The 13,278-nt window shown below is 68.6% G+C and carries 12 protein-coding genes; 4 read left to right on the forward strand and 8 right to left on the reverse strand.

Annotation, left to right across the window (positions count from 1 at the left end; genetic code table 11):
• Nucleotides 1-63: 63 nt before the first annotated feature.
• Nucleotides 64-252, reverse strand: a complete 189-nt coding sequence (locus tag C5E41_RS00940; protein ID WP_104373935.1) for a hypothetical protein — start codon at nucleotides 250-252, stop codon at nucleotides 64-66.
• A 41-nt stretch (nucleotides 253-293) separates the two neighbouring features.
• Here C5E41_RS00940 and C5E41_RS00945 point away from each other — a divergent pair, with 41 nt between their 5' ends.
• Nucleotides 294-2,648 (forward strand): helicase-associated domain-containing protein, encoded by a 2,355-nt coding sequence (locus C5E41_RS00945; protein WP_104374169.1) that lies wholly within the window; start codon nucleotides 294-296, stop codon nucleotides 2,646-2,648.
• A gap of 18 nt (nucleotides 2,649-2,666) precedes the next feature.
• Here C5E41_RS00945 and C5E41_RS00950 read toward each other — a convergent pair whose 3' ends face one another.
• On the reverse strand, nucleotides 2,667-3,185 hold the full coding sequence (locus C5E41_RS00950) for an LppU/SCO3897 family protein (protein ID WP_104373936.1): 519 nt from the start codon (nucleotides 3,183-3,185) through the stop codon (nucleotides 2,667-2,669).
• 276 nt (nucleotides 3,186-3,461) lie between these two features.
• On the opposite strand from C5E41_RS00950, the gene C5E41_RS00955 reads away from it, so the two are divergent.
• Complete coding sequence (locus C5E41_RS00955) at nucleotides 3,462-4,250, forward strand: hypothetical protein (RefSeq protein ID WP_104373937.1); 789 nt, start codon at nucleotides 3,462-3,464, stop codon at nucleotides 4,248-4,250.
• 48 nt (nucleotides 4,251-4,298) lie between these two features.
• Here C5E41_RS00955 and C5E41_RS00960 read toward each other — a convergent pair whose 3' ends face one another.
• From C5E41_RS00960 to C5E41_RS00975, 4 genes are all read right to left on the reverse strand, one after another.
• Complete coding sequence (locus C5E41_RS00960) at nucleotides 4,299-5,729, reverse strand: M1 family metallopeptidase (RefSeq protein ID WP_104373938.1); 1,431 nt, start codon at nucleotides 5,727-5,729, stop codon at nucleotides 4,299-4,301.
• Nucleotides 5,730-5,814: 85 nt separating this feature from the next.
• Complete coding sequence (locus tag C5E41_RS00965; RefSeq protein WP_104373939.1) at nucleotides 5,815-6,480, reverse strand: DUF3239 domain-containing protein; 666 nt, start codon at nucleotides 6,478-6,480, stop codon at nucleotides 5,815-5,817.
• 70 nt (nucleotides 6,481-6,550) lie between these two features.
• Nucleotides 6,551-8,209: a DNA repair helicase XPB gene (locus tag C5E41_RS00970; protein WP_104373940.1), complete on the reverse strand. Its 1,659-nt coding sequence runs from the start codon at nucleotides 8,207-8,209 to the stop codon at nucleotides 6,551-6,553.
• Nucleotides 8,210-8,361: 152 nt separating this feature from the next.
• Nucleotides 8,362-8,952, reverse strand: a complete 591-nt coding sequence (locus C5E41_RS00975) for a GNAT family N-acetyltransferase (RefSeq protein ID WP_258080651.1) — start codon at nucleotides 8,950-8,952, stop codon at nucleotides 8,362-8,364.
• Between the two features lie 66 nt (nucleotides 8,953-9,018).
• Here C5E41_RS00975 and C5E41_RS00980 point away from each other — a divergent pair, with 66 nt between their 5' ends.
• Both C5E41_RS00980 and C5E41_RS00985 read left to right on the forward strand, forming a co-directional pair.
• Complete coding sequence (locus C5E41_RS00980; RefSeq protein ID WP_104373942.1) at nucleotides 9,019-9,960, forward strand: sigma-70 family RNA polymerase sigma factor; 942 nt, start codon at nucleotides 9,019-9,021, stop codon at nucleotides 9,958-9,960.
• Nucleotides 9,961-10,132: 172 nt separating this feature from the next.
• Nucleotides 10,133-11,302, forward strand: a complete 1,170-nt coding sequence (locus C5E41_RS00985; RefSeq protein ID WP_104373943.1) for a pyridoxal phosphate-dependent aminotransferase — start codon at nucleotides 10,133-10,135, stop codon at nucleotides 11,300-11,302.
• A 69-nt stretch (nucleotides 11,303-11,371) separates the two neighbouring features.
• Here the strand turns inward: C5E41_RS00985 and C5E41_RS00990 are convergent, their stop codons facing one another.
• The gene (locus C5E41_RS00990) at nucleotides 11,372-12,460 is read right to left on the reverse strand and encodes a 3-deoxy-7-phosphoheptulonate synthase (RefSeq protein ID WP_104373944.1); all 1,089 of its coding nucleotides are present in this window, start codon (nucleotides 12,458-12,460) and stop codon (nucleotides 11,372-11,374) included.
• Between the two features lie 287 nt (nucleotides 12,461-12,747).
• Entirely contained in the window at nucleotides 12,748-13,218 is a 471-nt protein-coding gene (locus tag C5E41_RS00995) for a carboxymuconolactone decarboxylase family protein (RefSeq protein ID WP_104374170.1), read from the reverse strand.
• Nucleotides 13,219-13,278 lie beyond the last annotated feature (60 nt).

The raw sequence follows: 13,278 nt of genomic DNA on the forward strand, positions 1-13,278 counted from the left end.
AGCCCGCATACAAAGAAGGCCCGCATCCCTATCGCAGGAACGCGGGCCTTCTTCGTGTTCGCGTCAGCGGTTGACCACCGTGTGCGGATGCACGTAGGGCAGGGCGTCAGCCGGCACCGGAAACTCGGTGTCCTCGCCGTAGGGCGACAGGCCACCGGAACGGGTCGACGACAATTCGGTAACCGCGTGGTCACCGTGGTCCACCTGGGGCCAGCCGTTGTCGACGTAGGGTTTCTTCGATTTGTTCACCACGGCCTCATTCTGGCATGTTCGCTCGCCGTAGTCTGGATTGGATGACCACGACCGATGCCCGAGCCTCCGACGACGGCGCCGGGACGCATTCCGGGGCCGACGCCGGGCCCGCCGAGTTCGGCACACTCACCGACTGGCTGAGCTCCCGCAACGACGACGATCTTGTCCGGCTGCTGGGTTTGCGCCCCGACCTCGCCGTGCCGTTGCCCGGTTCGATGACCGTACTGGCCGCGCGCGCGGAACAGCGGGCGTCGGTACTGCGCGCCGCCGACGATCTGAACACACTCGAGTTCGCCGTGATCGAAACCCTCGCCGCGCACAACGCATTCGGCGGCGGCCGCCACGAGCGCCCGTTGCCCCGCCGACGCCTCCACGAACTGCTCGCCGATCGGGTATCCGCCGCCGCCGTCGACACCGCGCTCACGCGTCTGATCGAGCGCGCGTTGGTATGGGGCACGGACGAACTGTTCGTCGTGCCCGCCGCGCCGGAGGCACTGCCGTGGCCGATGGGGGCCACCACGGAACTTCCCGACGCACTGACCGAACCCGAGATCGAGTCGGCGCTGCGCGAGATCGGCGGCGCCGAACGCGCTCTGCTCGACAAGCTCGCGACCACCGGCCCCCGCGGCCGCACCCGCGACGCCGCGCCCGGCACCGATCCGGAGCGGCCCATCCAGCGGCTGCTGGCCCGCCGGCTGCTGATCTGGATCGACGACGAGACCGTCGAACTCCCACCGGCCGTCGGCCAGGTGCTGCGGCGCGAACCGGTCACTGATCCCCACGTGCTCACACCCCCGCAGCCGCAGACCCGCGAGCGCTCCGCCGCGGACGTGAACGCCGCGGCCGCCGGTGAGGTCGGCGAGTTGCTGCGCCACGCCGGCGACATCCTCGAGGTTGTCTCCCAGGTACCGGCGCCGGTGCTGCGGGCGGGCGGCCTGGGGGTGCGAGAACTGCGGCGTATCGCCAAACAGACCGGACTCGACGAGGCCCGGGTAGGGCTGCTCGTGGAGGTGCTGGCCGCAGCCCGGCTGCTGGACAAGGGAATTCCCGAGCCGCCGCCGGACAGCGACGCCGGTGAGGATTACTGGGCTCCCACGATCGCCTCGGACGGCTGGCTGGAGGGCCCCGCGGCGCGCCGGTGGGCGGTGCTCGCGCATGCCTGGCTGGAGTTGGACCGCTTTCCGTGGATGATCGGCCTGCGCGATGTGAACGACAAGCCACTGGCCGCCCTCTCGGCTGAGCTGCGCACCGCGCACGCGGTCCCCGATCGGCGCGCGATCCTGGCGGTGACCGCGGAGTTCCCACCGGGTACGGCGATCACGGCCGCCGATGTGGCGCGGGTGCTGAGCTGGCGAATGCCGCGGCGGCGCAGACATTTCCGCATCGAGGCGGTCGAGCGCACGCTGTCGGAGGCGGCGGCGCTGGGCGTCATCGGCCGCGGCGCGCTGACCTCCGCGGGACGGGCGCTGCTGCACGGCACCGTCGCCGACGCCGAGGCCGAAATGGACGCGGCACTGCCCGAACCGGTCGATCACGTGCTGGTGCAAGCCGATCTCACCGTGGTCGCGCCCGGACCGCTCGTGCCGGAACTGCGGGAACGCATCGCCCTGGTCGCCGATATCGAATCCGCGGGCGCGGCCACCGTCTACCGCATCGGCGAAGGGTCGGTGCGGCGCGCGCTCGACGCCGGCATGACCGCCGCCGAACTGCATCAGCTGTTCACCGCCCATTCGCGCACCCCGGTCCCGCAATCGCTGACGTACCTGATCGACGACGTGGCACGCCGGCACGGGCGCTTGCGCGCCGGGATGGCGCAATCGTTCGTGCGCAGTGAGGATCCGGCGCTGCTGGCCGAGGTGCTGGCGGCACCCGTGGCCGGACAGCTGGCATTGCGAGCCGTCGCGCCGACGGTGGCGATCTCGCAGGCGCCGCTGGGCGAGGTGCTCGAGCAGCTGCGCGCGGCGGGGTTCAGCCCGGCCGGCGAGGATTCGTCGGGGGCGATCGTGGATCTGCGCACCCGCGGGGCGCGGCTGTCCACCCGGCCGAACGAACGCCACGCCTGGCGGCCCACCCCGCCCAGTGCCGAACAACTGCGGCTGCTGGTGGGCGAACTGCGCGCCGGGGAGAAGGCTGCCCGCAGCCGGTCCGGGCAGCGGGTACGCAGCGACGGCACCCGCACGAGTACCGCGGCCACGCTGGCGCTGCTGCAACTGGCAGTGCGGGTGCGCCGCCCGGTGCATATCGGTTACGTCGACGCCCAGGGCGTGGCCACCCAGCGCATTGTGGAACCGGTGCGGGTGGCCGGCGGCCAGTTGGATGCCACCGATCCGGACACCGGCGCGATCCGGCACTTCACCCTGCACCGGATCGCGTCGGTGGCCCTGGTCGAGCCGTGAGCCAGGCTCGCAGCGGCCTCAGCTCTTGGGGTTGGCCAGACAGAACGTGGTCTTGGGCTCCGAGAGCGTCAGGAAGGTCGAATTCGCATCGCACAGGAATTCGTCGTTCTGACCATCGACCCGCTTGACGACCTTGACCGTCGCGGCCGCCGAGTCGCATTCGGCGTAGGAGTATCCGGTCGTCTTGTCCTCGTGATAGCAGCTGCCCTGTTTGAGATTGGGCGCCAGGCACAGGAATGCGGTGGTACCGCCGTTGAAGGTCTCCTCGTACGAGGAGTATTCGGCCCCGCAGTCCTGCTTCTTGTCGGAGGTCGATTCGACTGTGTAGACGGCCTTGGCCGAGGAGCAATCCACCGGCTCGGTCTTGGAATCTGCGGGCGATCCCTCCAGCACGTTGATGCAGTCACCGACCTTCGCGCGGGCGGTGTCGGATTTTGCCGCATCGGAAAACATCGAGCAGCCGGTCACAGTCAGGGCGGCGACCGCCATGAGCGCCAGCACGAGACCCTTGACCGGTCTCGGTCCTGCGAACTTCACCTACGAAAACCTTTCTCGCCGAGCCGTTCACCTATGGCGAACGTGGTGGGGAGGATACCCGCCCGCCCTGCCGGACGGGTCCTGCCTCACATGCGCAGCGAGTGCAGACCGTACATACCCATCAGCGAATAGTCGACGATGCTGGGCAGCAGGTGGTTGAGAAGCAGGAGCCCGAAATAATTCACGATCCGATACACCTTTCGAAAATCTGCGAGTGCAGCCGCACGCGCGCGATCTGTAGTCGATATCCTCGCCCGAATCGTTACGCTCTGCAGCATGAAGCTCGAGCAGACAACCGCAGAGCTCTATGCCCTCGACCCTGCCGAATTCGTGGCCGCTCGTGACGAAGCAGCCCGCACCGCGCGCGCGAACGGCGATAAACAGCTGGCCACAGCGATTTCGCGACTGCGACGTCCAACCGTCGCCGCGTGGGCGGTGAATCTGCTGGCGCACAAGGCAACCCAGGAATTGGGGGCACTGCTGGATCTCGGCGAGGCGTTGCGCGAGGCACAGCGCACCCTGTCCGCCGACCGGATGCGCACCCTCGCCGACCAACGCCGCAAGGCGGTGAACGCGTTGACGGACAAGGCAGCTCGCCTCGCCTCGGAGGCGGGGAAGAAGCTCACCGATCCGGTGTTGCGCGAGGTCGCGCAGACCCTCAATGCGGCACTGGCGGATCCGGAGGTCACCGACCAGGTCCGTGCCGGCGTGCTGAGGGCCGCGGTCGACTACGCCGGTTTCGGCCCGGCCGGGCCCGCCTTGGCCGCCGTTCCCGACGAGCAGACCGAGGAACCGGCCGGCGCCGGCGCCGACGAGCTGGCTGCCGCCCGTGAAGCGCTGGAAGCCGCTCGGGCGGAACGGGATTCGACAGCGGCCGATCTCGAACGGCAGCGCTCCGACGTGGCCGCCCTGGACGAGCGGATCACCGCGCTGCGCGACGAACTCGCGCAGGCCGAGGAATCCCGCCGATTCGCCGCCGCCGGGGTGAAATCCGCCGAAGCGGCGTTGCGACGAGCCGACACGGAAGTGGAGCGGACGCAGCAGCGCGTGGACGAACTGGGCTGAGAACAGCGAAAAATGTTGCTGCCGAGTGACTTCGGCGACGCGAGCGGATCAGCCGCGCAGCGAACCCGGGTACAGGTACCGGTCCGGCGGCGGGGTGGTGGTGTCGAGCCAGGCGGTGAAGAATCCGCTCATATCCGTCGTGGTCTTCGTTTGGATGAAGCTGCGGAATTCCGGCATGGAAGCGTTGCCGTAGGCATGTGACCGCACGAATTGCGCCACGGCGGGAAAGAACACGTCATCACCGAGTTCGTGGCGCAGCGCGTGCAGGAACAGCGGTCCGCGCGAATACACCGTGGTGAATTCGTTTCCGGCCCCGGGATTCTGCAGCGGAATCTCCCAGTACCCCGGCTTGTCGAGCGTTTTGGCGAGCGTGCTTCGGTAGAGGGCATCGACATCCTTACCCTCTTTCCGTTCCGGCCACAGGTAATCGGCGGTATAGCTGGCGAAGCATTCATTGAGGCAGATATCCGACCAGTTCCGCACCGACATCGAATCACCCCACCACTGGTGGGTGTTCTCGTGGACGACGGTGTTCACATCGGTCCACGGCGCGTAGATGGGCCGGGTCTGGGTCTCCAGCGAGAAATGCAGGTCGGTGTCGACGTAGATACCGCCGCCGCTTTCGAACGGATACGGGCCGTAGAGGGATTCGAGGAAATCGAGCACCTCCGGCAGCCGCTGCTCGAGCGCCCTGCCTTTGTCCGCACCCGGCGCGAAGGCGCTGATCAGCGGAGTGCCGTTCGCGCGGCGCTGTTCGAGGAAATCGAAGTGGTCGATCGCGACGGTGGTGAGATAGCCGATCGAGGGATGTTTCGAACTCCACTTCACGGTGCGCTCGTCGCCGGCGACGGTATCGCTGATTCGCAGTCCGTTCGAAACCGCTTGCCACTCTTGCGGAATCGTCACCTGCAAGTCGAAAGTCGCCTTGTCCAAGGGTGTGTCGTTGAGCGGGTACCAGGTGGTCGCCGAATGCGGTTCACCGGCGGCGAAGGCGCCGCCGCTCGGTGAGATGGTCCAGCCGGAGTCGGGGTCGTCGGATTCGTTACCCGCGTAGTCGACCGTCACCGTGAACGGCAGCCCGGGCAGCACCGGCAGCGCCGGTGTGACGGTCAGTTCGTGTTCACCGCCGGTGGTGAAGCCCGCCGGCAGGTTGTTCACCGACACCTTCGAGACCGCGGGCCCGGCGTAGTCGAGGTTGAACGCGCGCAGCGGCTGCGTCGACACCGCGTCGATCCGCGCTGTACCGGTGAGATGCCTGCTCGGCGGGTCGTAATCGATGGCGACGTCGTAGTGCTGCACGTCGTAGCCGCCGTTGCCGTCGTCGGGATAGTAGGAGTCGCCGAGGCCGGGCGCCCCGGTGAACGGATCGGCGGCGGGCTGGGCCTGCGCCGGAACCGATGGCACCTGGGCGGGAAGCACCAGCGCCACCGTGCACAACGCTCCCGCCGTGAGACACCGTGCCCAGGCGTGCGACTTCATCGACCCTCCACCCTTTCGCGGCACGGCGTGCCGACCAACCGACGATGCTAGTCGGCCCCGCACCACGCGGGAACCGCCACGCGCGTCAACCGCGCAGTTCGTGGGGCAGTTGCTGAGGATCCAGCAGCAGCCGGCGGGAATCGACGCGACCCACCTTCTCCGCGAGGCCGAGATTGTCGGCCAGCAGTTTCCATTCCACATCGCTGATCGCGGCGCGGGCACGCTCGATCACCCTCAGGTCGCGGGTACCCCAGGCGATCGGCATGGCGCTCATCGGCTGGCGCAGATCGCCGACCGAGCGCGGCGCGCGATCGGCTCGCACGGTCACCGCCGGAACCTGTTCGCCCGCGTCGGTGTCGTGTCCCGGCAGGGCACGCACGACGCGGGTGATCAGCGCGTAACGCGGCACGGCGCCGGGTTTGGCGAGGTTCACCAGCGCGAGCAGCGTGACACCTTTCGGGTGCCGCCCCGATACGACAGCCGGAACCAGCTCGCCCTCGGCGTACAACTTCTCGATGCGCGAGCGGTACGGCGTCCACAGCGCCACGAACAGCGCGCTGATGGTCGCCAATGCGAAGGCCACCGCCAGCAGGAACGAGTACGGGTGGTTCAGCCAGATCAGCCCGGCGGTGCCGAGGCCGAGCACGATGGCCGCGGTGAAGGCCAGGATCCGCAGCCGCCGGATATCGCGGACGACTTCGTTCACCGCCCGGGCATGTTCGCGGTCGACCGCGAATTCGAAGCGTCGCACGTCTCAAATCCTCACATCTGTCCGGCAGCGGTAACCCAGCGGCGCGCCCACCGCGGCCCGATCGGCTGCCCTACCCGATCGCGGGGCCCAGCAGGTCGTCCGCATCGGTGATGCGGTAGGCATACCCCTGTTCGGCAAGGAAACGCTGGCGGTGGGCCGCGTATTCGGCATCCAGCGTGTCACGTGCCACCACCGAGTAGAAGTGGGCCTGACCGCCGTCGGACTTCGGGCGCAGCAGCCGGCCCAGCCGCTGGGCCTCCTCCTGACGGGAACCGAAGGTGCCCGAAACCTGAACGGCCACGGACGCTTCCGGCAGATCGATGGAGAAGTTCGCCACCTTGCTGACCACGAGGACCGGGATTTCGCCGTTGCGGAACGCGTCGAACAGCGCCTCACGCTCCTTGGTGCGGGTCGAGCCCTGAATCACCGGAGCGTCGAGATGTTCGCCGAGTTCGTCGAGCTGATCGAGATAGGCCCCGATCACCAGGCTGGGCGCATCGCGGTGCCGGGCCAGGATGGATTCGACGACGGGGAGTTTCGTGCGCGCGGTGGAGCAGAGCTTGTAGCGTTCCTCCGGTTCCGCGGTGGCGTAGGCCATGCGTTCGGCTTCGGTGAGCGTGACCCGTACCTCGATGCAGTCGGCCGGCGCGATCCAGCCCTGGGCCTCGATATCCTTCCACGGCGCGTCGTAGCGTTTCGGGCCGATCAGTGAGAAGACGTCGCCCTCGCGGCCGTCCTCGCGCACCAGCGTCGCGGTGAGCCCGAGCCGGCGCCGCGACTGCAGATCGGCGGTCATCCGGAACACCGGGGCGGGCAGCAGGTGGACCTCGTCGTAGATGACCAGGCCCCAGTCGCGGCTGTCGAACAGTTCCAGGTGCTTGTATTCGCCCTTCGTCTTGCGGGTGATCACCTGATAGGTGGCGATGGTGACCGGGCGGATCTCCTTGCGCTCGCCTGAGTACTCCCCGATCTCGTCCTCGGTCAGCGAGGTGCGCGCGAGCAGTTCTCGCTTCCACTGCCTACCGGCCACGGTGTTGGTGACCAGGATCAACGTCGTCGCCTGCGCCTTGGCCATCGCGGCCGCGCCCACCATGGTCTTGCCCGCCCCGCAGGGCAGCACCACCACACCGGATCCGCCGGCCCAGAACGAGTCGGCGGCCAGCTCCTGATAGTCGCGCAGATGCCATTCGTGCGTGGCGAAGTCCAGATCGATGCGATGAGCCTCGCCGTCGACGTAGCCGGCGAGGTCCTCGGCGGGCCAGCCGATCTTCAACAGCATCTGTTTGATCCGCCCGCGCTCGGACGGGTGCACGACGACCGTGTCGTCGTCGATGCGGGCGCCGAGCATGGGCTGAATTTTCTTGTGCCGCAACACCTCTTCCAGCACCGCGCGATCCAGACTCACCAGCACCAGGCCGTGCGCGGGATGCTTGACCAGCTGCAGCCGCCCGTAGCGGGCCATGGTCTCGACCACGTCGACCAGCAGCGGCTGTGGCACCGCATAGCGCGAATAGCTGACCAGCGCGTCGACGACCTGTTCGGCGTCGTGCCCCGCCGCCCGCGCGTTCCACAGCGCCAGCGGCGTGACCCGGTAGGTGTGCACGTGCTCGGGTGCGCGTTCGAGTTCGGCGAACGGCGCGATCGCCTGCCGGGCCGCATCGGCCTGCTCGTGGTCGACCTCGAGCAGCAGGGTCTTGTCGCTCTGCACGATGAGCGGTCCGTCCGTCACGGCACCTCCTCCAGATTCTCGGGCCGGGCCCCTGCGCCCCCCTGCGCTCGGGGAATACGTCCCACATTGTTGCCGGGACCCCCGACAAATCTTCATCAACCCTACGCGAGCTGGGCAGATGTTCGCTGTGAGCGCACTCGCAACCGGAAGCGTCAGAGCGCCGGTCCGGACCCGCGCAGGGGCGGCCAGTCGGCGGCCGGCTCCGGCGGGTCGCCGGCCAGCCGCCCGGCGACCCAGGAATCCCTGCGCGCGCCGCGTTGCACACCCGCCCCGCGCAGCAGCCCTTCGTAGTGGAAGCCGGTCCGCCGCACCACCGCGGCGGAGGCGATGTTGCCGACGAACGCCCGCCACTCGATGCGGGTCAGACCGAGCCCCTCGACGGCGAAACCGAAATCACAGGCCAACCGGACGCTGCGGGTCATCAACCCGCGGCCGCGCATCGCGTCGCTGAGCCAGAATCCGATCTCCGCGGCCCCGGGCTGCGGGCCGGCGTCGAGGCCGACCATGCCGGCCACCGGCCCGTCCGCTGCCGTGCGCACGGCCCAGACCGGACTGTCGGCCGCCCACCCGGGCGCGACGATATCGGTCAGGAAACCCACCGCCTCGGCGCGCCGATACGGCACCGGCACCGTCGTCCACTCCGGTATCGACGGCTGCCGGCAGCACGCGACGATCGCGTCGATATCGGCCTCGACCGGGCGCGACAACCACACCGTCCCGTCGGTCAGTACACAGTCCTCCACCGCTTCATGCTGACACGCAACCCAGCGATGGCCCAGCGGATTTCCGGCGACCGTAGAATCGGACCAATGGTTGCCGCGTTGCTCGCCGATTTGTTCGAATCTCATCGGGCGCATCTGCTCTCGGTGGGCTATCGGCTGACCGGCAGCGTGGCCGACGCCGAGGACGCGGTGCAGGAGAGCTGGCTGCGGCTGGCCACCACCCATCAGTCCGAGATCGAGGACCTGCGCGCCTGGCTGACGACCGTGGTCAGCCGGATCTGCCTGGATCGGCTGCGCAGCGCCGCTCTCCGGCGGGAAAGCTATGTGGGACAATGGCTTCCGGAGCCGATCGTCACCGGCGTGACGCCCTCGAATTTGCCGGATCCGCTGGAATCGGTCGTGCGCAAACAGGATTGCCGGTTCGCCGCGCTGGTAGTCCTCGACACCCTGACGCCGCCGCAGCGGGTGGCCTTCGTGCTGCACGACGGGTTCTCGGTGCCGTTCGACGAGATCGCCGAACTGCTCGAGGTGACGCCGGAGGCGGCCCGGCAGCTCGCGGTCCGGGCCCGGAAATCACTGGCCGCGGCCCCGGAACCGGTATCGGACACCGAACATGTGGCTGCCGTCCAGCGACTGCTCGAGGCGCTGTATTCCGGCGATGTGGCCGCCGTCGTCGCGGCCCTGCATCCCGATTCGGTGTTCATCGGCGATACCGGCGGCACCGCGAAGACGGCGGCGCGGACCATCGTCGGCGCGGACAAGATCGCGCGGTTCGTCCTCGGACTCATCCGGATGTATCAGGTGGAACAGGCCGAACTCTCGCCCACGGATTCCCATCGATTCGAATTCGTCGGCGTCAACGGCCAACTCGGGTTGCTGTTGCATGAGCGCGCCCCGCGCAACGGTGCGCCGGGATCACCCCCGCGCGTGGTCGGCTTCACCGTCCGCGACGGACTGGTCTGGGGCACTTACGATGTCGCCAATCCCGCGAAGCTCGGCGGCATTCGTCCACCCCGAGATCCGGCGTAGCCGCCGGAACGCATCGCGCGTCCCGGCGGCTCGACCTCCTTCTTCCCCTGGGGGAACCCACACCACGACAGGGTCGTCACTGCTGTATCGACGGACTACGGAGTGGACGAACCGGTCCACATGTCCGGGGTGTGCGCCGCGGGCACGACGGCGGTATCGCTACGTTGGGACCATGTCAGCCATCCCCACCGTCGCCCGCCTGCGCCCGTTCCGCGCCACGATCTTCGCGGAGATGACCGAGCTGGCCGTGCGCCACGACGCGGTCAACCTCGGCCAGGGATTCCCCGATTCGGACGGCCCGGCCGCGATGCTGGAGGTGGCCCGCACCGCCATCGCCGACGGGCTGAACCAGTACCCACCCGGGCGCGGAATGCCCGTGCTGCGTCGGGCGATCGCGGCGGACCGGAAGCGCCGCTACGGGGTGGACTACGACGTCGAATCGCAGGTCGTGGTCACCGTAGGCGCTACCGAGGCGATCGCGGCGGCGGTACTCGGCCTGGTGGAGGCCGACGAGGAGGTGGTGCTGATCGAGCCGTACTACGACTCCTACGCCGCGGTGGTCGCCCTGGCCGGCGCCTCCCGCCGCACCGCGCGGCTGGTGCCGGACGGCAACGGATTCGTCCTCGATCTGGACAGCCTGCGCGCGGCGATCACGCCGAAAACCCGTATGTTGCTGCTGAATTCGCCGCACAACCCCACCGGCGCGATCCTGCCCCGAGCCGACCTGGAGGCGATCGCGGAACTGGCCCGCGAGCGCGACCTGATCGTGGTCTCCGACGAGGTGTACGAACATCTCGTCTACGACGGCAACACCCACATCAGCATCTCGACGCTGCCCGGGATGTTCGAACGCACGATCGTGATCTCCAGTGCGGCGAAGACTTTCAGCGTCACCGGCTGGAAGATCGGCTGGGCATGCGGCCCGGCGGCACTGATCGACGGGTTGCTGGCCGCCAAGCAGTTCATGAGCTTCGTCGGCGGCGGACCGTTCCAGCCCGCGGTCGCCTACGCGCTCGAACACGAGCAGCAGTGGGTCGCCGATCTCCGTAACAGCCTGTCCGACAAGCGAATTCGCCTATCGGAGGCGCTGGCCGACGCCGGCTTCCTGGTCAAGCGCAGCGATGCGACCTATTTCGTCTGCGCCGACATCAGCCCGCTGAGCAACGCCGACGCATTGGTTTTCTGCCGGGAGCTGCCGCAGCGCCTCGGCGTCGTCGCGGTCCCGATCGAAGTGTTCGCCGACGACCGCGACTCGTGGAACCGCCTGGTGCGCTTCGCATTCTGCAAGCGGGACAACACACTCGACGAGGCGGTCCGCCGTCTGCACGCGGCCCACGTGTGATCGGCGCGGCGCACGATCGAGCGGTCACCTTCGCCCCGAGCCGCGGACGAAGGTGACCGCAATCGTGTCTCAGCCGCGGCGGCGGGCCACCGCGTCGGCGAGGCGGTCCAGCTGCGCCGCCGTGGTCTCCCAGTCCAGGCAGGCGTCGGTGATGGACTGGCCGTAGGTCAGATCGCCGGCGTGGCCGAGGGTGAGGTCCTGGCGACCGGCCACCAGGAAGCTCTCCATCATCACACCCACTACCGCGCGGTCACCGGCGGCGATGCGCTCGGCGACATCGGTGACCACGTCGACCTGCTTGTTGTGGTCCTTGTTGCTGTTGCCGTGGCTGGCGTCGACGACCACCCGCTGCGGCAGTTCGGCCTTCTCCAGGCGCAGGCAGGCCTCGGCGACGGAGGCGGCGTCGTAGTTCGTGCCGGCGCTCCCGCCGCGCAAGATCACGTGGCAGTCGGGGTTGCCGCTGGTGCGGATGAGCGCCGAGCGACCGTCGAGGTCGGTGCCGGGGAAGACGTGGCTGGCCCCGGCCGCGCGTACCCCGTCCACGGCCACCTGTACATCGCCGTCGGTGCCGTTCTTGATCCCGACCGGCATCGACAGCGCACTGGAGAGCTGCCGGTGCACCTGGCTGGCCGCGGTGCGCGCGCCGATCGCACCGTAGGAGACCAGATCCGCGATGTACTGCGGCGTGATCGGATCGAGGAATTCGCAGGCCACCGGCAGGCCGAGACCGGTGATGTCGACCAGCAGCCGCCGTCCCAGTCCGAGACCGGTGTTGACGTCGAACGAACCGTCCAGATGCGGATCGTTGATCAGGCCCTTCCACCCGAGGGTGGTCCGCGGCTTTTCGAAGTAGACGCGCATCACGATGTGCAGGCGATCGGAGAGTTCGGCGCTCTTGGCGGCCAGGCGGCGCGCGTAGTCGAGGGCGGCCTCGGGGTCGTGCACCGAACACGGGCCGACGACGACCATCAGGCGGTCGCCGACGCCGTCGAGGACTTCCACGGTGGCGGCCCGACCGGCCCGCACGGTGTCGGCGAGCGCGTCGTCGATCGGATGCTCGCGGCGAACCTCGGCGGGCGAGAGCAGGGGGCTGATACTCAGCGTGCGCTGATCGTCGAGGTCACTGTGTGAGGCATCGACATCGGCTGCGGTGGTCATGATGGGTTCCTTTTCTCAGGCCGACCCACCGAACGAGATCCCGTGGAGCCGGTCTGCGGTCCGGCTCGGGGTGGGAGAGGTCAGCGCGGGTCACCGACCGACCCACCCAGGGCCGGCTTGGTAAACCAGAAATACGCGCGCTGCACGAGGGCGACTGTACCAGGGGCGCGGCGCGGGTGGATTCGGCCGGGCAGGCGAACGTGACGGTCCCCACAGACTCGGTACCCGCGACGGGGCCCGGCCGGGATCGAACCATCCTGTGCCGGGCCCGAATTCGCGTGCGGCGGTCAGAACATGCCGGGCTCGTAGGTGCCCGCCGGAGTGCCGGCGATGACGTTGAGCCGGTTGTAGGCGTTGATCAGCGCGATGAGCGAGATCAGGGCGCCGATCTGCTCGTCGTCGTAGTGCTTGCGCACCTGCTGCCAGGTCTCCTCGCTGATGCCGCGGTGGACATCGGCGAGGCGGGTGCCTTCCTCGGTCAGCGCGAGCGCGGCCCGCTCGGCGTCGGTGAACATGATCGCCTCTCGCCACGCGGCGACCAGGTTGAGCCGCACCGAGGTCTCGCCCGCGGCGGCCGCATCCTTGGAGTGCATATCGGTGCAGTAGCCGCACCCGTTGATCTGGCTGGCGCGCAGCTTGACCAATTCCTGCGTCGCCTTGGGCAGCGGCGAGTTGTCCACGACCTGGCCGGCGTTACCGATCCGCTTGACGAACTTGGCCGCGATCTCGTTGGTGAACAGAGCGAAACGGGGTTCCATGACCATCCTCCTGCGCACAGTGAGCCGCGCTTCGCGGCGTCGCTACACAGAGATGACGGC

It is taken from the genome of Nocardia nova (assembly GCF_002933465.1).
In the GTDB taxonomy this organism is placed as follows: Bacteria; Actinomycetota; Actinomycetes; order Mycobacteriales; family Mycobacteriaceae; genus Nocardia; species Nocardia nova_B.